A 21,043-nucleotide genomic window follows, 5' to 3' on the forward strand; every position below is an offset into this window, starting at 1 on the left:
ACGGGGACACCACCGGGGATGCGGGCCTTTGTCGCGTTCAGGCGAGGAGTACTGCTCACGGAAGTGCCCAGGCTCCGCGCGCGGGAACGGATCAGCTGCAGAATCCGGTTGCCGGCAGCGTGTCCGTGACGGTGATGCCTCGAACGAACGGCTCGGCCTCGGAGACCTCGAACACGAGCCAGCGCGTTCCGGCTCCGACGACGTAGTCGGGCGTCTCCGTCGCCGTATCGAACGTCCCGCTCGGTTCCGCGGCGGTCAGCTCGTCCAGCGTCGATCCCAACCCGATACCGCTCTTCGTGAGAGGCGAGGTCGCCACACGGCCCGACAGAGCGAGGTCGCCCGGCACGCGAATGCTGACGCCACTCACACCGGCTTCGCCGGGGTGGCTGATCACTCCGAAGCCGACCGGCGTCGATTCCGAGGCCTCGTAGTATTCCAGGCCTTCGCATCGGTCGGTCAGGGTGAACGTGGGACTCAATGCGTCGGCTATCGATTCCGCGCCGAGGCCGGCCTGGCCGATTCCGCCCTCGCTGATGAGCCAGGTCGAGGTGTCCGCCACATCGAAGCTCGGGCTCGAGGTCGGGCTCGGACTCGAGGCCGCCGCCGGGGTCGGGCTCTTCGTGACTGTCGACGACGGCCTGGACTCGGGTTCAGGCGACGAGCACGCGACGAGGGCGATCGATACGCTCGCGATCAACGTGATCCCGAGCAGGTGAGGAAGTGTGCGCATATGCAGAGCATAGGAGTTCGTGCAGCGCGGCGAACGGTGGATGTGCTCGTGTCTGCCGACCGCGTGCTCGATCACGCCCCGACGGTCGCGGGCGGGTGGTCGTAGGCTGGTCTGATGCTCCACGGACTCATCCGCCCGCTCGAAGCCCACAGCGTCACCCTCAAGGGCGAAGATCTCGCCGAGGTCCGTGCACAGCTCACCGCCCAGGCGCCTGCGGGATGGGACCTGGTGTCGGCCATGGCGACGATGGAGAAGGCCGGATCGATGCGATCCGTCGAGGGCAAGTTCCTGCGTCGTGACGGCATCCGCGAGATCGAGGGTGATGACATGGGCGCCCTCGAGTCCCAGGTGCCGGAAGGATGGCAGCTGCTCTCCGTGTGGCGGGCGAGCTGAGGCACGTCCGCCAGCCGCTCGTTCGGAGTGTTCAGTCCAGGTGAGGTGAGTCCGCGTCGCCGGCCGGCGGCGCTTCGACCACTTCCTCGATGAGGCTGATCCCGCCCGTGGAGCTCGCCGACTGCATGAGATCCTGAATCCATTTCGGGTTGAGTCGAGGGGCCTCCGGTTCGTCGAAGGTGAAGCGCAGGGGGATCGACGGGTGCAGCCAGATCGTCGAACGGCCGGGGGCATCGCCGTCGGGGTGTCGCCACGACAGGGTGAAGCTCTCGTTGCGTCGCAACTTCGTGGCGATGACCACTTTGAGATGTGCGAGCGCGCGGTCCTCGATGTGGATCTCGTCACCGCTGCCGTACTGGATCGTTCCCATGACTGAACGATAGCCGCGAATTCGACCTCGTCGAGTCTCCGGCGACGGCTGGGTGCGAGAAGGACATTCCGGAGTATCGCACTACGTGGTGATATGTTACTAAGCGTTGAGTTTCCTGGCGGATTCAACGAGATCACGCCGGGTCGATGACGGCGCAGGTGGCCGACTCCCCGCCGCGGCCACCTGCGCTTTGCCTCATACGTCGCGCGATCGAGGAGTAGCAGGGGAGGGGGAGGCGATGGGCAGCTCGTCCGAACTCCCGACGCTCACACGGGCGGCATACGCGCGCGAGAAACGACTGCTGCAGATCGAACTCCTCAAACTCCAGGCGCACATCACGCGCTCGTCGGAACGGGTCCTCATCCTGTTCGAGGGGCGGGATACGGCGGGCACGGGCGGTGCGATCACACGCTTCATGGAGCACCTGAACCCCCGCGGCGCGCGTGTCGTCGCGCTCGACAAACCCAGTGATGTCGAGCGGACGCAGTGGTATTTCCAGCGCTACGTCGCGCATCTGCCGTCGGGCGGTGAGATCGTGCTGATGGATCGCTCCTGGTACAACCGAGCGGGCGTCGAGCGCGTGATGGGGTACTGCTCGTCGGCGGAGTACGAGGAGTTCATCCAGACCGCGCCGGAGTTCGAGCGCATGCTCGTCGGTTCGGGCATCCGTCTCATCAAGCTGTGGTTCTCGATCGGCGAGGCGGAACAACGGCACCGCTTCACCCGTCGCGGCGAGGATCGGCTCAAGCAGTGGAAGCTCAGCCCCACCGACCTCACGAGCGTCGACAGATGGGAGGACTACACCGAGGCAGCGGCGGCCATGTTCTTCCACACGGACACCCCGGCGCTCCCGTGGCTCGTCATCTCGTCGAACGACAAGAAGCGCGCGAGGTTGGAAGCGATGAGATGTGTTCTTGCACGGTTCGACTATCCGGGCAAGGACCCGATGATCGCCCACGCACCGGATCCGCGGATCGTGGGCGGACCCTCGCAGATCCACGCCGAGGGGGAGGTATCGCCACCGTGACGTCGATGGAGCGCAACACGGCGTCGTCCGGGAATGCGGGAGGCGGGCTCACCTGTTGCTCTCATCATGACCCGCATCGGTACCAGTGATCTCGACGTCCTTCCGCTCTCGCTCGGCGGCAATGTGTTCGGCTGGACAGCCGACCGCGACACGTCCTTCGCCGTCCTCGACACCTTCGTGGACGGAGGCGGCGACTTCATCGACACCGCCGACTCCTACAGCGCCTGGGTGCCGGGAAACGAAGGCGGTGAGAGCGAGACGATCGTCGGCGAGTGGTTGGCCTCGCGCAAACCTGCGGGTGTGGTCGTCGCGACCAAGGTCAGTCAGCACCCGCAATTCCGTGGCCTCTCCGCCGCGAATGTCCGCAAGGCCGCCGAGGCCTCGCTGAAGCGCCTGGGCATCGATGAGATCGACCTGTACTACGCGCACTTCGATGACGAGACCGTTCCGCTGGAGGAGACCGTCAGCGCATTCGGGGGACTCGTCGAAGACGGGCTGGTCCGGCACATCGCCGTGTCGAACTACTCCGCCGAGCGCGTCCGCGAGTGGGTCGCGATCGCCCGGCGCCTCGGGGTCGCGCTGCCGGTCGCGGTGCAGCCGCACTACAACCTCGTGCACCGCAACGAGGTCGAGGACACGATCATCCCGGTCGCCGAGGAGTTCGAGCTCGGACTCATCCCGTACTACTCCCTGGCCAGTGGCTTCCTCACCGGCAAGTACCGCTCGACGGACACCGCGGGTCAGGCGTCGCCCCGGGCGCAGGGCGCCGCGAAGTACGCGACCGAAGCGGGCCTGCGGATCATCGACGCGCTCGAGGAGATCGGCGACGCGCACGGCGCTTCGATCGCCGCGACCTCGCTCGCGTGGCTTCGCGCACAACCGACCGTGGTCGCACCGATCGCGAGCGCGCGAACCGTGGAACAGGTTCCCGACCTGCTCGCCGGGGCGCGTCTGGAGCTCTCGGACGATGAGGTGCAGCGGCTCGACCGTGTCTCGGAATGGGCGCCGTCGCGCGCCTGATGCGATCGGGCTAGTCGCCGACGAGCCCGAGTCGATGTGCCAGGATGACCGCGTGGATCCTGTCCCGCGCGCTGAGCTTGGCCAGCACGCGACCGACGTGGGTCTTGACCGTGGACTCGCCGACGTACAGAGTCTGAGCGATCTCTGCGTTGGTGAGTCCGCGGCCGATCGCGAGGAAGACGTCCCGCTCCCGTTCGGTGAGCGATTCGAGAGCAGCGCTCTCCTCTGCGGCCGGAGTCGCGGACGCTCCGCCGAGCCGAGGTGTCACGTGCTCCAGCAGCGCTCTCGTCACACGCGGGGACAGCACCGCATCCCCGCGGTGGACGGCGCGCACCGCGGAGATCATCTCGTGGCGCTGGGCATCCTTCAACAGGAACCCGCTCGCGCCCGCGCGGATGGCCCCGAACGCGTATTCGTCGAGATCGAAGGTGGTCAGAACGAGCACCTTGGTCTGGGGACGTTCTCGGACGATGGCCTCGGTGGCGGCGATGCCGTCCAGCTCCGGCATCCGGATGTCCATCAGCACCAGGTCGGGAGCGAGCAGCGCGCTCTGCGTGATCGCCGCTTTCCCGTCGCCGGCTTCGCCGATGACGACGATGTCCTCCTCGGACTCCAGCACCATGCGGAAGCCGAGACGGATCAGCTCCTGGTCATCCACCAGCAGCACTCTGATCGCCTGCGTCATACGTCGTCCTCCATCGTCTGTCGCGGTGCGGCGGGCCTGCTTCCCGATGTGGGAAGCACCGCCCGCAGAATCCATCGTCCTCCATCCGCAGGTGCGGATCGCACCGTCCCATGCACATGGGCGGCACGCTCGGAGAGCCCGCGCACACCGAATCCGTCTGAGCCGATCTCACCCGAGACGCCGTCGTTGACGATCTCGATCACGACCGTGTCCGCCGTGTACTCCAGCCGCACGGTGATGCTCTTCGCGGTCGGGGCGTGGCGCATGGCGTTGGTCACGCCCTCCTGCACGATCCTGCCGATCGCATGCGCGACGGCGGGGGAGACATCGGCCTGCCCGATGACGGTGAGCGTCGCCGGGTAGCCCGCACGCTGAGCCGTCTCCACGGTGTCACGCGCGGGTACGGGTTGCATCGGCGCCAGTGGCAGCGGCGATTCGTCGTCGCGCAGCACACCGAGCATCGAACGCATCTCGGTGAGGGCGCCTCTGGCGGTGTCCGCGACGGATACCGCAGCCCTCCGGGCCTGTTCCCGATCGGGGGTGGCGGCCGCCCCTTCGGACAGTGCGACGATCACGGTGAGGGAGTGGGAGACGATATCGTGCATCTCCCGTGCGATGCGGGCGCGTTCCGATGCGGCGGCGAGCTGCGCCTGCTGATCGCGCTCGATCAGGAGTTGACGGGATCGGTCGATGATGGCGAGGAGATAGCGCTTGCGGCCGCCCACATTGACCCCTACGAGCGTGCCGATGAGCCCGAGCGCGACGTAGCCGAGGGCGGTGTCGATGCCGACCTGGAGCAGGGTCGTGCCGGTCAGCATGAGGATCGTGGTGAGTCCGAGGAACCAGGCGGCACCGATCCCGTAACAGATCCAGGCCAGACGCGCCGATCTGTAGACCGCCACGCCGTAGCAGGCGACGAGCAGGAGGACGATGCCTCCGGACATACCGGTGAATAGGCCGACGGTCCCGAGGATGACCGCGGCGATGAAGGGACCCAGGGGTGCCCGTCGACGCCAGAGGAGAGTGCTGCATCCGATCGCGACCATCACTAACGTCGCGATGTTGATGGCGATGTACGTGCCCTCCGGGAGCGACGTGCGGGGGTAGGGCGCCGCCGGGGCGAGAGACAGGAACAGGCAGATCAGCGCGAGCAGGATGTCGGCGAACAGCGGATGGCGGGCCCAGAACCGTCGGAACAGGCCCGGGGCGCGCGGAAGCCGCAGCTCCTCGTCCTCGCGGACCGAGTCGCTGCGGCTTCGCGTTCTGCTCACAGGCCGACTTTACGCGTCGCGGGTGCGCAGCACGCCCCACGCGACGGCAGCACCGCCCACGACCCAGCAGGCCAGCGTCAGGAACGCAACCGGAGCGTCGAGTGCGGCACCGGCTCCGGGCATGATCGCACTCCGTGCGGCGGCGTCCGGAAGGTAAGCGGCGGCCTGCAGGACCCATGCCCACGTCTCTCCGGCGAAGGAGAAGAAGTTCGCCACGATCGGCAGTACGAACAGCACACCGACGGTTGCGGCGATGGCGCCCGCACCGGAGCGCAGGACGAATCCGAACGCGACGCCGATGAGCGCGAAGACGGCCATCGACAAGGAAGCCACCACGATCGGAAGCACCGATGCTGTCGGGTCCGACCAGTCGATGCCCTGGTCACGCGGGGCGACGATGAGGGAGACGGCCACCGCGGAGACGACGAAGATCACCAGCGACGAGACGAACAGGAACAGTGCCAGCACCGTCGACTTCGCGGCCAGCACCGAACCGCGAATCGGGTTCGCAGTGAGCGTCGAACGGATCATCCCCGTCGAGTATTCACCGGTGACCGAGATCGCGCCGATGATGCCGGCGAGCAGCATCGTGAACTGGATCGGCATGACCACGGCCTGGATCGGGCTGAAGTCCGGCACATCGACAGCGAGGGCGATGAGCACGGCGATGCCGACCGTGAGGGCGGCGGTGATGCCGATCGACCACCACGTCGAGCGCAGGGTGGCGAGCTTGATCCACTCGCCGCGCAGTGCGCGCATGAACGTCAGCCGACGACCGGTGTCGACGCGCGTCCGCGTGGGAGCGGGAGCCTGTGTCGTGGTCATGAGATCTCCTTGGTGCGGTACTCGACGGAGTCGCCGGTGAGGGCGAGGTAGGCGTCTTCGAGTGACCCGGTGGTCGGGGTGAGTTCGTGGAGCGGGATGCCGCGGTCGGCGGCCAGATCGCCGATCCGCGCGGCGGGCAGCCCCACGATGTCGAGCAGATCGGGAGCCGAACTCACGATCTCCACCTCCGGCCCTCCGACGGCAGCAGCCAGGTCTGCTGGTCTCGGTGTGCGGACCCGCACCGTGTTCCGAGTCCAGGAGCGCACGAGCTCCGCGAGCGGGGCATCCGCGAGCACCCGACCGCGGCCCATCACGATGACGTGGTCGGCGGTCTGCGCCATCTCACTCATCAGGTGGCTCGAGAGCAGCACGGTGCGCCCCTCTGATGCCACGTGACGGACGAACTGGCGCACCCAGCGAACCCCCTCGGGGTCGAGGCCGTTCACCGGCTCGTCGAGGATCAGCGTGTGCGGGTCGCCGAGCAGTGCCGAAGCGATGCCGAGGCGCTGCCCCATTCCGAGCGAGAATCCGCCCGCGCGCTTACGTGCCACCGACCCGATGCCCGCAAGGTCGATGACCTCATCGACTCGGGAGGAGGGGATACCGTGTGTCGCGGCCATGGCGCGGAGGTGGTTACGAGCGGTGCGACCGGTGTGCACCGCCTTGGCGTCGAGGAGGACACCCACTTCGGTGAGAGGTGCACGGAGCTTGCGGTACTCGCGTCCGGCGATGGTGGCACGCCCCGACGTCGGGCGGTCGAGGCCGACGATCATCCGCATGGTGGTCGACTTCCCGGCGCCGTTCGGGCCGAGGAAGCCGGTGACGCTGCCCGGCTTGACCGTGAACGACACGTCGTCGACGGCGGTCTTGTCTCCGAACCTCTTCGTGAGGCCTTCTGCTGTGATCATGGGCACAACGTTACGGAGCGCCCCGGGTGTCGCGCGTCCCCCTCAGGTACACATCTGACGGCGAAGTGTCCGACCCGCGTGGGACATCAGAGGGTCAGGCGCGAGGGCGAGCCTGCACCCGCGCGGCCATCTCGTCTGAAGCGATGACGGCCTCGTCGATGATCTCCCGCGACGCCGGTGCGGTCAGCCAGTCATGGCTCAGAGTGGACGGGACGAGGAGGGGCATCCGGTCGTGCAGGTCGACGAGGTGAGGGGGAGCGGGACGCATCACGATGGAATAGCACGTGAACCACTCGCCGTCGGCCGTGCGGCCGCGCTGCGTGACCGCAGCCATGCCGAACAGAGTGCCGTCGTCGACGATGAACTCGTTCCACTGCCGAGACGGCTTCTGCATCTCGTACCAGCTCGTCGCGGGGACGATCGCTCTCGACTTCGCCCCGCCCGGACGCTCCTGCAGCCGCTCCGAGCGGGTGTTGATCGAGGGGAACTTCGCCGGCTCGCCGTCGACGAGGAACCCCCACCACGCGGGTTCGAGGGTCGGGGCGGTATCTGGCTGCACGATCAGCGGGTTGAGGTTGCGCAGGTTCTTGCCCGTCGGTCGGACGGTCTCGCCGGCGTTCTCCTGCGCCCACACGCGGAGGCCCTCGAGCACCGCATCGTCGGCGGCGGCGAGGAGTTCGGCATCGGTGAATCGGGGATCGAGTCCGTAGCTCGCGCACATGCCGCCAGCGTAGTCCCGGCCTCGGACATTCACGGGAGAGGAGCGGCCGGCGGCTCGGGTAGGGTCGACAGGTGCCAGAGACCCGTCGACTTCCCGCTCCGCTGGCCCTCGGAGGAGCGGTCGCGATCGGTGTCATGACGGCGATCCAGGCGCGGATCAACGGGGTGCTCGGTGTGCGCGTCGACGATGGGATCGTCGCCGGCTTCCTCTCGTTCTCCGTGGGACTCGTGGCGCTCGCCGTCGTGATCTCCGCCCTCCCGTCGGCTCGGCGAGGCGTCGCACGACTGTGGAGCGGCATCCGGCACCAGACGATCCCCGTCTGGATGCTGCTCGGGGGAGCGTGTGGCGCACTCACCGTCTCGACCCAAGGTCTCACCGCCGGCGTGCTCGGCGTCTCCCTGTTCACCGTCGGTGTGGTGGCGGGGCAGACCGTTCACGGCCTCGTGCTCGATCGGATCGGATTCGGGCCTGCCGGAGTCGTGGCGGTCACGCCAGGGCGGGTGCTCGGGGGGCTGCTCGCGCTCGCCGCGGTCGGCATCTCGCTCTCCGGCGACGTGCTGGCCACCGCGCCGCTGTGGATGCTGCTGCTCCCGTTCGCCGCGGGTGTCGGGATCGCCTGGCAGGCAGCGACCAACGGGCGCCTGGCCCAGCGGGCGCGTTCGCCCCTCGCCGCCACCCTGATGAGCTTCATCGCCGGCACCGTGGTGCTCGCCCTGGCATCCGGGGTGAGCATCGCGTTCCGCGGCGCACCGGCGGGGCTTCCCTCCGAGCCCTGGCTGTACCTCGGAGGATTCCTTGGTGCCTCCTACATCCTCCTCGGCACGTTCATCGTGGCGCAGACCGGGGTGCTGCTCATGGGCCTGGGGTCGGTGCTCGGGCAGTTGGTCACGTCGGTCGTGATCGACCTCATGTGGCCGCCCGCGGCCGGACCAGCGCTCTGGCAGGTGCTCGCGATGGTCGTCGTGGCCGTCGCGTCGGTGGTGGTCGCGGTCCCGTGGCCGCGTCGCCGCTGAGGGGCTACTTCTTCTCGGCCTTCTTCGCCTTCTTCGCTTTCTTGGCCTTCTTCACCTTCTCGGTGTTCGTCGCCGTCTTCGGGGCATTCTCGGCATTCGCCTGCGGCATGCGCGTGACGAGTGCGCGTGCATCGATGGGCTTGCGTCGACCAGGCTTCTTGTCTTCGGGCTTGCGTCCCACATACAGCCAGCCGAGGAGCTCCTCGTTCTCGGCGAGGCCGTGAGCTCTGGCGACCGCCTTCGCGCGCGTGTAGTGGCCGGTGCGCCAGATGACGCCCCACCCCGCTTCGTCGAGGAGCAGGCTCAGCATGTGGGCGACACCGGAGGCGACGGCCTCCTGTTCCCACCGGGGTACCTTCTCGCTCTTTCGGTAACTCGCGACGACGGCGATGAGCAGAGGGGCACGAAGCGGCTTCGACGAGGGCGAGGAGTCGCCCTGGGCCTCGGCGATCGCCGCCCCCAGCACCTCGCGATCCGCGCCGCGGAGTTCGATCAGCCGCCAGGGGCGCAGAGAAGAATGATCGGCCACACGGCCGGCCGCCGAGACCAACGTGAGCAGTTCGTCGCGAGTCGGCGCGGTGTCTTCGACCTTCGACCAGGACTGCCGCGCCAGGACGGCATCGAGGGCGCTCACGAGGCTTCAGGAGTGAAGTTCAGTGCGATCGAGTTCATGCAGTAGCGGTCGCCGGTCGGCGTGCCGAATCCATCGGGGAAGACATGGCCGAGGTGCGATCCGCAGTTGGCGCAGCGCACCTCGGTGCGCACCATCCCGAGGCTGTCGTCCTCGATGAGCTCGACCGCATCGGGGCGGATCGACTCGTAGAAGCTCGGCCATCCGCATCCGGAGTCGAACTTCGTGCCGCTCTTGAAGAGCTCCGCATTGCATGCGCCACAGGTGTACAGGCCCGCCCGCTCCTCATCGAGCAGCTCGCCGGTCCAGGCCCGCTCGGTCGCGGCCTGGCGCAGCACCGCGTACTGCTCTTCGCCGAGCTCCTCGCGCCATTCTTCTTCGGTCTTGTCCACGCTGTACGACATGTGTCCTCCTGAGTCCCGTCCATTCTCCCCCGTGCGACGGGGTATCGGGTGCTCCGGGTCAGAATGGACGCATGACGGATGCCGTGCAGGAACGATACGCACGATTCGCCCGTGACGAGGCCCCCGGCCGCAGCGCGCTGTACGCGGAATGGGCGGCCGGCGTGGCGGCCGATGTCGAGGTGAGGCGCATCCTGCTGCGGATTCCCGAGACCCGGAGGCAGCCGCCCCTCGTGTTCGCCGTCACCCGTCTGCTCGGGGCCGAGCTCGCCGATTATCCGCAGTGGCGGGACTTCGTGCTGCGCAACGCCGACGAGGTGGTGGCGGAATGCGCCCGTCGCAGCTTGCAGACGAACGAACCGCTGCGCCTCGCCGCGCTGCTTCCTGTGCTGTCCGAGATCGAGGGTCCGATCGCATTGCTCGAGATCGGAGCCTCCGCCGGGCTGTGTCTCTATCCCGACAGGTACTCGTACCGCTTCGTCGATGAAGAGGGTGCGCTCCGCGTCGGCCTTGATCCCGTGGAGGGACCATCGACCGTCGTGCTGGAGAGCCGGGTGACCGGCGCGATGCCCCCGCTGCGGATGCCGCAGGTGGTGTGGCGAGCGGGCATCGATCTGGCGCCGCTCGATGCGGCCGACCCGCGTGACCGGAGATGGCTGCGGGGACTCGTGTGGCCGGGCGAGGAGGGACGGGAGCAGCGGATCGATGCTGCGCTCGAGATCGCGGCCTCCGATCCCGCGCTGCTCCTCGCCGGGGACGCTCTGCAACGCATCGATGCCCTGGCGGCTGACGCGCCTGTGAATGCGACGCTCGTCATCACCACGCCCGGAGTGCTGGTGCACATCCCGCGAGCGCAGCGGAACGCACTGGTCGCCCGTATAGCCGCGCTGGACGCCCGCTGGATCACGATCGATCCGCCGGGAGTGCTCGACGTCTGGGTGCCGTCGGTGGATGCGGACGACTGGCCGGGCTTCATCGTCGCCATCGACGGGAGGGTGCGTGCCGCCGCCGATCCCCTCGGAGGCTGGTGGGAGTGGCGAACGTCTCCCTCGACCGTCGCGTCCTAACCTGGACTCATGCTCGGAGACCTGACGGAGCGCGATCGCGCGATCCTCGCCATCGAGGTCGCCTGGCCGCGGCACGGCTCAGCCAAGGAGGAAGTCATCCGCGCCCAGCTGGGCATGAGTTCGACCCGCTATTACCAGCTCCTCGGGCGGCTCATCGAGTCGGAAGCCGCTCTGGAGTACGATCCGATGCTGGTACGGCGGCTGCGCCGCATCCGGGATTCGCGCGCCAGGCAGCGCTCGGCTCGCACACCGGGTTTCGTCGGCTGAGAAGACCCGTCGGCGGCTTCCGGGATCGGGTGTTCCGCGCCGCGGATCGGAATGCCAGGAAGGTGACGCTAGCATCGAGGGGTGTCCAAGCCCTCCCGCGATCGCTTCGATGACGTTCCCCGTTCCTCCGGACGTGTGGGAGCGCATCGCGCCGAAGCTCCGGGGATGAACGGCTGGGTCGTGCTGCTCTGGTCCTTCGTCGCCGCCCTCGTCCTCATCATCGCCGGGATCTTCGGTTCCCTCGTGGTGATGGGGCGCATCTCGCTCTTTCCCGAGGCGGCGTCCACGCCGGTCCCCACTCCGGTCGAGACGGGTGTGGTGGACACCTCGGTCTCCGTGATGATCCTCAACGGCACGCCGGAGGAGGGGCTCGACACGCAGATGCGGGACGTCCTCGTCAACAACGGATGGGCACCGGACATCGTCTTCGCCGGAGACAGCTCGAGTCAGGACTTCGCCACCACCACCGTCTTCTACGTCAACGATGAGGATGAGCTCGCGGCGATCGGATTGGCGAACCTCCTCGGTGGTGCTGCCGTGCAGCAGAGCGACTACTACTCCGGTCAGACGGAGGATGGTCTGAAGCAGTTCACGGTGGTGATCGGCCTCGATCGATCGAGTTCCGCGCCCGAGACGCCCGGGGAGACCCCGGCCCCTTGACCTCCGGGTGCGCCACTCCTCCGGCGGCTTGCACTCGAAGGTGTCGAGTGCCAGAATGGCGTTAGCACTCTCTTACTCTGAGTGCTAAACCCAACGTCTACGTCCAGGAGGGACGAAAAAACTCATGGCAAAGATCATTGCTTTCGATGAGGAGGCCCGCCGCGGCCTCGAGCGCGGCCTGAACATCCTCGCCGACGCGGTCAAGGTCACCCTCGGCCCGCGTGGCCGCAACGTTGTTCTCGAGAAGAAGTGGGGAGCCCCCACGATCACGAACGACGGTGTCTCCATCGCCAAGGAGATCGAGCTGGACGACCCGTACGAGAAGATCGGCGCGGAGCTCGTCAAGGAGGTCGCCAAGAAGACCGACGATGTCGCAGGTGATGGCACCACGACCGCCACGGTCCTCGCTCAGGCTCTGGTCCGCGAGGGTCTGCGCAACGTCGCGGCCGGCGCCGACCCCATCTCGCTCAAGCGCGGCATCGAGAAGGCCGTCGCCGCGATCACCGAGGAGCTGCTCGCCAGCGCCAAGGAGATCGACTCGAAGGAGCAGATCGCTGCCACGGCTTCCATCTCCGCGGCTGACCCCGCGATCGGCGAGCTCATCGCCGAGGCGATCGACAAGGTCGGCAAGGAAGGCGTCGTCACCGTCGAGGAGTCGCAGACGTTCGGCACCGAGCTCGAGCTCACCGAGGGCATGCGCTTCGACAAGGGTTACCTGAACCCCTACTTCGTCACGGACCCGGAGCGCCAGGAGGCTGTCTTCGAGGACCCGTACATCCTCATCGCGAACCAGAAGGTCTCCAACATCAAGGACCTCCTGCCCATCGTCGACAAGGTGATCCAGGACGGCAAGGAGCTCGTCATCATCGCCGAAGACGTCGAGGGCGAGGCTCTCGCGACGCTCGTGCTGAACAAGCTCAAGGGCATCTTCAAGTCGGTCGCGGTCAAGGCTCCCGGCTTCGGCGACCGCCGCAAGGCGCAGCTGCAGGACATCGCGATCCTCACCGGTGGACAGGTCATCACCGAAGAGGTCGGCCTCAAGCTCGAGAACGCCACGCTCGACCTGCTGGGTCGTGCGCGCAAGGTCATCGTCACCAAGGACGAGACCACGATCGTCGAGGGTGCCGGTGAGGCAGACCAGATCGAGGGTCGCGTCACGCAGATCCGTCGCGAGATCGAGAACACCGACAGCGACTACGACCGCGAGAAGCTGCAGGAGCGCCTGGCGAAGCTCGCCGGTGGTGTGGCCGTCATCAAGGCCGGAGCCGCGACCGAGGTCGAGCTCAAGGAGCGCAAGCACCGCATCGAGGACGCTGTCCGCAACGCGAAGGCGGCCGTCGAGGAGGGCATCGTCCCCGGTGGTGGCGTCGCGCTCATCCAGTCCGGAACGAAGGCGCTCGACGCGCTCTCGCTCACGGGTGACGAGGCGACCGGCGCGAACATCGTCCGCGTCGCGATCCAGGCTCCGCTGAAGCAGATCGCGCTGAACGCCGGTCTCGAGGCCGGTGTCGTCGCGAACAAGGTCGCCGAGCTCCCCGCGGGCCAGGGCCTGAACGCAGCGACGGGCGAGTACGTCGACATGTTCGGCGCCGGCATCATCGACCCCGCGAAGGTGACCCGCTCGGCGCTGCAGAACGCAGCCTCGATCGCGGCGCTGTTCCTCACCACCGAGGTCGTCGTCGCTGACAAGCCGGAGAAGGCCGCTGCTCCCATGGGTGACCCGTCGGGTGGCATGGACTTCTGATCCTGCTCTCATGACAGAACGCCCCCGGCTTCGGCCGGGGGCGTTCTGCGTCGATACGCGTGTGCGTCAGCGGAACAGGCTGGCCGAGTACTGATCGGCATCTGCGTACTGGGTCGCGACCGCGCCGAGCGACGTTCCGATCGATTCGAGCACCTGCTCCACATGGAGCTGCGCGCCCTGCCACTGCTCGGCGCACGTCTGGAAAGCATGGGATGCCGTGCCGGACCACGTCGACTGCAGCTGTCGGAGCTGGACCATCAGAGTCGCGGACTCGCCCTGCAAGCGCTCGATCGTTGCGCGGGTGGCGCCGTGGGCCGCGTAGACGGCCTCGGTGTCGACGGTGAAGACAGACATGGGAACTCCTTCTCGTAGGGGTTCTGAGGCTAAGCGAGCGTCGGCTTCCGTATCTTCTCCGGGCCGCTGTCATCCCTTGCGCTGTGAGCAACGGAGTCAGGCGGGCGGCGGTGCAGAGAGCGCATGGCGTCGGAACGGACGCTACGGCAGGTCGAGCCGATCCAGAGGCTGTGTGTCTTCGAGGAGATGTGCAGGAGTGGCGCGCGCCGGTGCGAGCGGGAGAGTCACAGTGAACGTCGCACCCCCACCCGGAGTCTCCGAGACATTGACGCCGCCGTGGAGCGCTTTCAGGATCGACGCGACGATCGCGAGTCCGAGGCCGGAGCCTCCGGTCTCCCGCGCGCGGGAGGTGTCGGCACGCCAGAAGCGTTCGAAGATCTGCTCCCGGATCTGCGGCGGGATGCCCTCGCCGTGATCGACGATCGCGATGCTCGCGGTGCCGGCCACCCGGTCGGAGTCGACCACGATCTCGATCGGCCCGTCCTCGGGGGAGAAGCGGCGCGCATTGCCCAGGAGATTCGTGACGACCTGGCGGACCTTGTTCTCTTCCCCGAGCACGATCGGCGGCGTGCGCACGGGCAGGTCGGGAACCTCGGTGAAGTCGATCGCGGGAGTCTGGTCCGACTGCCGTGGGCGACGGCGAAGACGCGAGAGCGTGGCTCGGGAGAGGCCTCGTGGCGTCGGCGGCTGCGGTGGTTGGAGCGGTGGGATCTCGTGCAGAGGGATCGCGGTCTTGCTGTCCGCGGTGCGGTCGATCACCGTCACGGTCCGGCCGGGGGCCGCGGCACGGAGATCGAGCGCTGCATCCCGCGCGATCGGCCGTAGGTCGAGGGGGACGATCTCCGGTTCGCGCTCCTCGTCGAGCCGGGCGAGAGCGAGGAGGTCCTCCACCAGGACCCCCATCCTGATCGCTTCCTTCTCGATGCGCTCCATGGCCCGCGCCGTGTCCTCCTCGCCCTTGATCGCGCCCATGCGGTAGAGCTCCGCGTAGCCGCGCACACTCACCAGGGGGGTGCGCAGCTCGTGGCTCGCATCGCCGATGAAGCGCCGCATGTGCTGCACGGTGCGGTCCCGCTGTGCGAGCGAGCGATCGACCCGGTCGAGCATCGTGTTGATGGCGGTGTTCAGCCGGCCGACCTCGGTGGTCGGCTCGAGGTCGGTCAGCCGCTGCCGGAAGTCGCCGGCCGCGATCGACATGGCGGTGGCCTCGACCTGACCGAGCCTGCGGAACGTGAGGGTCACGAGCCCGCGCGTCAGCAGCGCGGCGATCAGGATCGTGATCAGGGCGATCGAGATGTAGATGCCGAAGTACTGGCTGATGATGCGGTCGGCGGGTGCGAGGGGAAGAGCGACCAGCTGGATGCGCAGGACACCGCCTTCCGAGGGGACGACGGCGACCGCCGCGTGGAACAGCTCGCCTTCGGCTCCCGTCATCTCGAGCGGGATCTGATCCGTGTTGGCGGTCGCCTTCGCGAGCGAGTACTGCGACGGGAAGAGGGGCGCCTGGCCCGAGGTGCCTCGTGCTGTCGCGCGGAGTTCACCCGTCGCATCGTAGATCGCGAAGGAGAAGTCACGAGGCTGCTCATCGCGCGGGCTGTAGGTGGTGACGCCGTCGACCGTCACCGTGTCGAAGTAGCGGTCGACGAGATCGCTCGAGACCAGGGCGGGCAGCTGGGCATCGATGTTCGCGACCAGGGCGTTGCGCAGGATCGGCACCGTGCCGATACCCGCGACGAGCAGACCGAGTGCCAGCACCGCCACCGTGACGCCGGTGACCTTGGCCCGAAGGCTGATGCGTCGCCACCAGCCGGTGACCGCATCGGGCTTGTGCGCCATGCGGTCCTCCCCGGTGCGGCGGCTGCGCCGCGAGGCGGCGTCGTTGGTGGTGCGGTGGTCGTCAGACCGTCTTGCCGACCTTCAGCATGTAGCCGAAGCCGCGCTTGGTCTGGATCAGCGACTCCTCGGTGTGCGGGTCGATCTTGCGACGCAGGTAGGAGATGTAGCTCTCGACGATGCCGGCGTCGCCGTTGAAGTCGTACTCCCACACGTGGTCGAGGATCTGCGCCTTCGACAGCACACGGTTGGGGTTGAGCATCAGGTAGCGCAGCAGCTTGAACTCGGTCGGGCTCAGCTCGATCGGCTCCTTGCCGACATGAACGTCATGCGTGTCCTGGTCCATGGACAGCTCGCCGGCGCGGATGATCGACTCCTCGTCGGCCTGCATCGTGCGGCGGAGGATGGCCTGAGCCCTGGCGACGATCTCGTCGAGGCTGAAGGGCTTGGTGACGTAGTCGTCGCCACCCGCGTTGAGTCCCTCGATCTTGTCCTCGGTGCCGTCCTTCGCCGTGAGGAACAGGATAGGCGCCGTGAATCCCGCGCCGCGGAGGCGCTTGGTCACGCTGAACCCGTTCATGTCGGGCAGCATGACGTCCAGGATGATGAGGTCGGGCTCCTCTTCGAGGACGGCCGAGATCGTGGCGGCGCCGTTGGCGACCGTCTTCACCTGGAATCCGGCGAAGCTGAGACCCGTGGAGAGCAGGTCGCGGATGTTGGGTTCGTCGTCGACGACCAGGATGCGCGGAGCAGTCATGTCCCCATTATGGTGACTTCGGCCATGGGGATGCTGACTATTGTGCGGAACGGCGTGGAGTCGCCCCTTCGGGAAGCGTGCGTACGCATCCTCCGATGCTGTGTGCGCAGTCCGGAGGAGTGAGATCGTCCCGGGGGTGGATGCGCCGCACAGGTGCACGGGAGAGGATCGATGCATGAGCTGGTACGAGGACGTCACCGTCGCCCCCGGAAGCCCTGAAGCCCCCGGAAGCCCCGTCGCCCCGCCGGACCCGCCTGACGTCGATCAGGTCGCCTATCATCGACTGGCGCATCTGCGTCCGCGGTATCGCTGGTGGCGCATGCTGCTGACCGGACTCGTCGGCATAGCCCTCTACGTCGCGATCCTCGTGATCGTGATCGTGCCGTTGGCCATCGTGTCGATGTTCGTCCCCGGGTGGGGTGTCGAGTCGCAGACGCTCCTCACCACCTCGCAGTTCTTCGACCTCGACCGGCCGTGGCTGCTCGTCGCACTGGTGCTGCCGCTGATCCTGATGATCCCCGCACTGCTGCTGGCCTCGCGCATGGTGGAGGGTCGCGGTGTGGGGCTGCTGTCATCGGTCACCGGACGGCTGCGGATGGGGTGGCTCGGAAAGAGCCTGCTGCTGGCGCTCGCCGTGTTCGCCGTCTACTTCGCTGTGGTACTGGGCTGGTCGGCCCTGAGCGGCGATGCGGTCGTCGCGGACTTCTCCCACCCCGGGCTCTGGACGATGGTGCTGCTCGTGCTGCTGCTCATCCCTTTTCAAGCCGCCGCGGAGGAGTATGTGTTCCGCGGATACCTGATGCAGTTGGTCGGGAGCTGGCTCCGTCATCCCGCCTTCGCGATCCTGCTGCCCGTGCCGCTGTTCGTGCTCGGTCACGGCTACGACATCTGGGGCGCGGCGAGCGTAGGCATGTTCGCGATCGTCGCCGCCTGGCTGACCTGGCGTACGGGGGGACTCGAAGCCGCGATCTCTCTGCACATCGTCAACAACGTGCTCATCTTCCTGCTCGGATCCGTCACGCTGGTCGATGCCAACGCGACTTCGGGGACCGCCGTCGACCTGCTCGCCTCGGCACTGGCCATGGTCGTCTACGCCCTGCTCGCCGACCGCTGGGCTGCAAGGCTCGGGATCGCACGCACGGCCCGGGCCGCATCAGCGCCGGCCGGAGTGCTCGGAACCCATCGACTGGGCGGCGTACTGCACGGCCGCACCACCGGAGCATGATCTCCCGAGGTCAGGCGGCGATCGCGTCTGAGTCCATGATCGTGTAGCTGTAGCCCTGCTCGGCCAGGAAGCGCTGACGGTTCTGGGCGTAGTCCTGGTCGATGGTGTCTCGGGCCACGAGGGTGTAGAAGCTCGCGGTGTGGCCCGACTGTTTCGGGCGCAGCAGGCGGCCCAGACGCTGGGCTTCCTCCTGACGCGATCCGAACGACCCGGACACCTGGATCGCGACGGAAGCCTCGGGGAGGTCGATCGAGAAGTTCGCCACCTTCGACACCACGAGCAGCGAGATGTCGCCTTCACGGAACGCACGGTAGAGCTCTTCGCGCTCGTCGACCGGGGTCGCGCCGGTGATCTGCGGGGCGTTCAGGGCCTCGGAGAGCGACTCGAGCTGATCGAGGTACTGCCCGATCACGAGGATGCGTTCGCCCTCGTGCTTCGCGATGAGCTCGCGCACGGCCTGGACCTTCGCCGGGGCGGACGCCGCGAGACGATACCGCTCATCGTCGGTCGCCGCGGCGTACTCGAGCCGGTCGTCCGGCGGCAGATCGACGCGCACCTCGTAGCAGGCGGCGGGGGAGATGAAGCCCTGCGCTTCGATCTGCTTCCAGGGGGCGTCGAAGCGCTTCGGGCCGATCAGGCTGAAGACGTCGCCCTCGCGACCGTCCTCGCGCACGAGGGTGGCGGTGAGGCCGATGCGGCGGCGCGCCTGCAGGTCGGCGGTCAGCTTGAAAACCGGCGCGGGGAGCAGGTGGACCTCGTCGTACACGATGAGCCCCCAGTCGAGCGCGTCGAGCAACGCCAGGTGGGCGTACTCGCCTTTGCGCTTCGCGGTGAGGATCTGGTAGGTCGCGATCGTGACGGGCTTGACCTCTTTCGCCTGGCCCGAGTACTCGCCGATCTCCTCGGGGGTCAGGCTGGTGCGCTTGAGCAGTTCGTCGCGCCACTGCCGCGCCGACACCGTGTTCGTGACGAGGATCAGCGTCGTCGTCTTGGTCGCGGCCATCGCGCCGGCGCCCACGATCGTCTTGCCGGCACCACAGGGCAGCACGACCACGCCCGATCCGTCCTTCGCGAAGGCGTCGACGGCATCCTGCTGGTAGGGGCGGATATGCCAGCCGTCCTCGGCGAGGTCGATCTCGTGCGGGGTGCCCGGGGTGTACCCGGCGAGGTCTTCGGCTGGCCAGCCGATCTTCAACAGCTCCTGTTTGATCTGCCCGCGCGCCCAGGCATCGACCACGAACGTCTCCGGTGTCGGGTGCCCGATGAGCAGCGGCTGGATGCGCTTGTTGTTCGCGACCTGCGCCAGCACCGCGGGGTCGGAGGAGCGCAGGATGAGCGTTCCCTCCTCATCGCGTTCGATGACCAGACGCCCGTAACGGTTGACGGTTTCGCGCAGATCGACGGAAACCGAGGGTGGCACCGGAAAGCGCGACCAGCGGTCCAGAGTCTCGAGCATGTCCTCGGCGGTGTGCCCTGCGGCGCGGGCGTTCCACAGACCCAGACGCGTGATCCGGTACGTGTGGATGTGCTCGGGAGCCCGTTCCAGTTCGGCGAAGATCGCCAGTTCATGCCGGGCGCTCTCGGCATCGGCATGGGCGACTTCGAGCAGCACGGTGCGATCGCTCTGGACGATCAGGGGGCCATCAGACATAGCTCACCAGTTTAGCGGTCGTGCGGGGTGCGAGGCCTATGACGCGACGATCGTCGCTGTGAGGATGCTCGACACCGGAAGTGTCCGTTCGACATCGGCTGCACGGTCGCGCCCGCGGAGTCGGCCACCACCCATCCCGGTCGCTTCCAGGAGAAGCTGTCGGGTGGAACCGTCCGGCATCCCCACCGTGACTTCGAGGACCGACTTCGCCCGTACGGCCGCTTCGAGCTCGCGGTCGAGCCACGCGGCGTCGGCATCGGGCCCCTGGTGGGACCGGAGCCGCGTGATCAGCGGCATCAGGTCGGTGGAGTCCTCGCTCGGGGCCGCGGCAGGGGGAGCGGGGTGGCGCTCTCGCACCAGGAGGGATCCGTCGGGACCGACGAGCGTCGCGGGGTACCGCGCGTCCGTGAGAGCCCAGTACACCGTGTCGCGCCCGACGCGTGTGGTCAGGGAATCGAGATGTGCCGACAGGGCCAGCGGACGCAACGATTGGTCCACCGCCATGGCCTGGATGAGGTGCGCGTCGGAGCTCTCGATCCGCGTGCGGCCGGTCTCGTCGTCCGTCGAGACCCGGACCAGTCCGTGACGCTGTGCTGTCTGCGCGATCAGGTAGCCGAGGGGCTGCGGGATTCCCGTGAGGGAGACGGAGGTGAGGAAATCGAGGATCGATGCCTCGGTCTCGCCGGCGACGAACGCGTGCGCCACAGACTCGGAGGTGAAACGGTATGACGACGCCTGGGCCGCGGACTCACGGGCGGCGATCGTGCGCAGCCGCACATCCAGCGCCGGCTGCAGCGGACCCGGTGCGATCGCGGTCAGGTCGTTCTGCAGGAAGATGCGATCGACCTCGGCCGGCAGCAGTCGCACGAGAGCCTCGGCGTCCGCGTCGCCTCCGCGGCGCAGGCTCACCGCCCACGCGGGTTCGGTGCGGTCTTCGGCGATCAGGCCGAGGAGCGCGGCCGCATCCTGCAGGACGCGGGCACGCTCGGCCCAGGTGGGATCCCAGGGGTGGGCGAACGGCCAGGCCTCCGGAGGAATCCATCCGCCGCCTTCGGAACGGACACCACGGGGAAGGGCGTCCCGGAACGCGGTGACCAAGACAGCCCATCGGTCCGCTGCCGACGAACGCAGCCATTCCTCTGCGGATTGGCTCGATCGCAGCCGGCGGTCTGCGGACACGGCGAGCCCGGCCTGGAGGGCGATCGCGGCGAGGGTGTCGACGATCTCGGTGGGTACGCCGGCCTCGGCCAGCTGACGCTTCTCACCTGCGCTGACGCCGCCGCCGGTGAGGAGGGCGAAGGGGCTCTCCCTCGCGATCAGGAGCAGGTCGGCGAGCACGGCCACTGTCGTGAAGGCACGCTCGGCCGCGTGCGCCGCGGCGGCCTCCGAGGACGGAGACGCCGGTGCTGCGGGGGGCGGGAGGGCGATCGAGCGCCCGGCGATCGCGGTCACGACCGGTGGATAGGGGGCGCCGTCGGGGCGGAGCAGTG

Annotated in this window: 24 protein-coding genes; 10 read left to right on the top strand and 14 right to left on the bottom strand. The window is 67.9% G+C overall.

All coding sequences use genetic code 11. From position 1 onward, the window contains the following. Nucleotides 1–91 precede the first annotated feature (91 nt). The gene (locus B2869_RS02455; protein ID WP_292762294.1) at nt 92–559 is read right to left on the bottom strand and encodes a hypothetical protein; all 468 of its coding nucleotides are present in this window, start codon (nt 557–559) and stop codon (nt 92–94) included. Between B2869_RS02455 and B2869_RS02460 the strand changes: the two genes are divergently transcribed. Further along, nucleotides 549–716, top strand: coding sequence for a hypothetical protein (locus tag B2869_RS02460; protein ID WP_292762296.1), 168 nt, complete (start codon nt 549–551; stop codon nt 714–716). The genes B2869_RS02455 and B2869_RS02460 overlap by 11 nt on opposite strands. 128 nt (nt 717–844) lie before the next feature. Then, a complete protein-coding gene (locus tag B2869_RS02465; RefSeq protein WP_292762299.1) occupies nt 845–1,123 on the top strand; it encodes a hypothetical protein in 279 nt (92 codons plus the stop codon). 31 nt (nt 1,124–1,154) lie between these two features. Here B2869_RS02465 and B2869_RS02470 read toward each other — a convergent pair whose 3' ends face one another. After that, nucleotides 1,155–1,493, bottom strand: a complete 339-nt coding sequence (locus tag B2869_RS02470) for a hypothetical protein (RefSeq protein ID WP_292762302.1) — start codon at nt 1,491–1,493, stop codon at nt 1,155–1,157. Between the two features lie 238 nt (nt 1,494–1,731). Between B2869_RS02470 and ppk2 the strand changes: the two genes are divergently transcribed. After that, the gene (gene ppk2 / locus B2869_RS02475; RefSeq protein WP_318391185.1) at nt 1,732–2,520 is read left to right on the top strand and encodes a polyphosphate kinase 2; all 789 of its coding nucleotides are present in this window, start codon (nt 1,732–1,734) and stop codon (nt 2,518–2,520) included. A gap of 66 nt (nt 2,521–2,586) precedes the next feature. Continuing rightward, nucleotides 2,587–3,540 carry an aldo/keto reductase gene (locus B2869_RS02480; protein WP_292762305.1) on the top strand — a complete coding sequence of 318 codons (954 nt, stop codon included), beginning with the start codon at nt 2,587–2,589 and terminating at the stop codon, nt 3,538–3,540. 10 nt (nt 3,541–3,550) lie between these two features. Here B2869_RS02480 and B2869_RS02485 read toward each other — a convergent pair whose 3' ends face one another. From B2869_RS02485 to B2869_RS02505, 5 genes are all read right to left on the bottom strand, one after another. Further along, on the bottom strand, nt 3,551–4,225 hold the full coding sequence (locus B2869_RS02485) for a response regulator transcription factor (RefSeq protein WP_292762308.1): 675 nt from the start codon (nt 4,223–4,225) through the stop codon (nt 3,551–3,553). Continuing rightward, complete coding sequence (locus B2869_RS02490) at nt 4,222–5,496, bottom strand: sensor histidine kinase (RefSeq protein ID WP_292762309.1); 1,275 nt, start codon at nt 5,494–5,496, stop codon at nt 4,222–4,224. Before B2869_RS02490 ends, B2869_RS02485 begins: the two co-directional genes overlap by 4 nt. A gap of 9 nt (nt 5,497–5,505) precedes the next feature. Next, a complete protein-coding gene (locus B2869_RS02495) occupies nt 5,506–6,321 on the bottom strand; it encodes a transporter (RefSeq protein ID WP_029267208.1) in 816 nt (271 codons plus the stop codon). Continuing rightward, a complete protein-coding gene (locus B2869_RS02500) occupies nt 6,318–7,229 on the bottom strand; it encodes an ABC transporter ATP-binding protein (protein ID WP_021199061.1) in 912 nt (303 codons plus the stop codon). Before B2869_RS02500 ends, B2869_RS02495 begins: the two co-directional genes overlap by 4 nt. 94 nt (nt 7,230–7,323) lie before the next feature. After that, nucleotides 7,324–7,950, bottom strand: coding sequence for an SOS response-associated peptidase family protein (locus B2869_RS02505; RefSeq protein ID WP_029267207.1), 627 nt, complete (start codon nt 7,948–7,950; stop codon nt 7,324–7,326). A gap of 101 nt (nt 7,951–8,051) precedes the next feature. Between B2869_RS02505 and B2869_RS02510 the strand changes: the two genes are divergently transcribed. Continuing rightward, the gene (locus tag B2869_RS02510; protein ID WP_292762342.1) at nt 8,052–8,963 is read left to right on the top strand and encodes a DMT family transporter; all 912 of its coding nucleotides are present in this window, start codon (nt 8,052–8,054) and stop codon (nt 8,961–8,963) included. Between the two features lie 4 nt (nt 8,964–8,967). Here the strand turns inward: B2869_RS02510 and B2869_RS02515 are convergent, their stop codons facing one another. Continuing rightward, nucleotides 8,968–9,597, bottom strand: a complete 630-nt coding sequence (locus tag B2869_RS02515) for a nitroreductase family protein (RefSeq protein ID WP_292762315.1) — start codon at nt 9,595–9,597, stop codon at nt 8,968–8,970. After that, nucleotides 9,594–9,998 carry a peptide-methionine (R)-S-oxide reductase MsrB gene (gene msrB / locus B2869_RS02520; RefSeq protein WP_029258670.1) on the bottom strand — a complete coding sequence of 135 codons (405 nt, stop codon included), beginning with the start codon at nt 9,996–9,998 and terminating at the stop codon, nt 9,594–9,596. Before msrB ends, B2869_RS02515 begins: the two co-directional genes overlap by 4 nt. 71 nt (nt 9,999–10,069) lie before the next feature. Here msrB and B2869_RS02525 point away from each other — a divergent pair, with 71 nt between their 5' ends. The 4 genes from B2869_RS02525 to groL all read left to right on the top strand — a co-directional run bounded on the left by B2869_RS02525 (nt 10,070) and on the right by groL (nt 13,733). Continuing rightward, on the top strand, nt 10,070–11,062 hold the full coding sequence (locus tag B2869_RS02525) for a DUF2332 domain-containing protein (protein ID WP_292762319.1): 993 nt from the start codon (nt 10,070–10,072) through the stop codon (nt 11,060–11,062). Between the two features lie 9 nt (nt 11,063–11,071). After that, nucleotides 11,072–11,329, top strand: a complete 258-nt coding sequence (locus B2869_RS02530; RefSeq protein WP_292762321.1) for a DUF3263 domain-containing protein — start codon at nt 11,072–11,074, stop codon at nt 11,327–11,329. 81 nt (nt 11,330–11,410) lie between these two features. Then, on the top strand, nt 11,411–11,989 hold the full coding sequence (locus B2869_RS02535) for a LytR C-terminal domain-containing protein (RefSeq protein WP_292762324.1): 579 nt from the start codon (nt 11,411–11,413) through the stop codon (nt 11,987–11,989). A 124-nt stretch (nt 11,990–12,113) separates the two neighbouring features. Further along, nucleotides 12,114–13,733 carry a chaperonin GroEL gene (groL, locus tag B2869_RS02540; RefSeq protein ID WP_021199053.1) on the top strand — a complete coding sequence of 540 codons (1,620 nt, stop codon included), beginning with the start codon at nt 12,114–12,116 and terminating at the stop codon, nt 13,731–13,733. Between the two features lie 66 nt (nt 13,734–13,799). Here the strand turns inward: groL and B2869_RS02545 are convergent, their stop codons facing one another. The 3 genes from B2869_RS02545 to B2869_RS02555 form a co-directional block, all read right to left on the bottom strand. Next, nucleotides 13,800–14,087, bottom strand: a complete 288-nt coding sequence (locus B2869_RS02545; RefSeq protein ID WP_292762326.1) for a WXG100 family type VII secretion target — start codon at nt 14,085–14,087, stop codon at nt 13,800–13,802. 141 nt (nt 14,088–14,228) lie between these two features. Continuing rightward, nucleotides 14,229–15,923, bottom strand: coding sequence for a sensor histidine kinase (locus tag B2869_RS02550; RefSeq protein ID WP_292762329.1), 1,695 nt, complete (start codon nt 15,921–15,923; stop codon nt 14,229–14,231). A 61-nt stretch (nt 15,924–15,984) separates the two neighbouring features. After that, nucleotides 15,985–16,677, bottom strand: a complete 693-nt coding sequence (locus B2869_RS02555) for a response regulator transcription factor (protein WP_021199050.1) — start codon at nt 16,675–16,677, stop codon at nt 15,985–15,987. Between the two features lie 175 nt (nt 16,678–16,852). Here B2869_RS02555 and B2869_RS02560 point away from each other — a divergent pair, with 175 nt between their 5' ends. Next, nucleotides 16,853–17,902: a CPBP family intramembrane glutamic endopeptidase gene (locus tag B2869_RS02560; RefSeq protein ID WP_292762333.1), complete on the top strand. Its 1,050-nt coding sequence runs from the start codon at nt 16,853–16,855 to the stop codon at nt 17,900–17,902. Nucleotides 17,903–17,912: 10 nt separating this feature from the next. Here the strand turns inward: B2869_RS02560 and B2869_RS02565 are convergent, their stop codons facing one another. Next, a complete protein-coding gene (locus tag B2869_RS02565; protein ID WP_292762336.1) occupies nt 17,913–19,553 on the bottom strand; it encodes a DNA repair helicase XPB in 1,641 nt (546 codons plus the stop codon). A 36-nt stretch (nt 19,554–19,589) separates the two neighbouring features. After that, nucleotides 19,590–21,043, bottom strand: a 1,454-nt coding sequence (locus B2869_RS02570) for a helicase-associated domain-containing protein (RefSeq protein ID WP_292762339.1), incomplete at its 5' end; no start/stop codon positions are given.

Origin of the sequence: Microbacterium sp. UBA3486 (assembly GCF_002377845.1) — a bacterium.
Taxonomy (GTDB): domain Bacteria; phylum Actinomycetota; class Actinomycetes; order Actinomycetales; family Microbacteriaceae; genus Microbacterium; species Microbacterium maritypicum_A.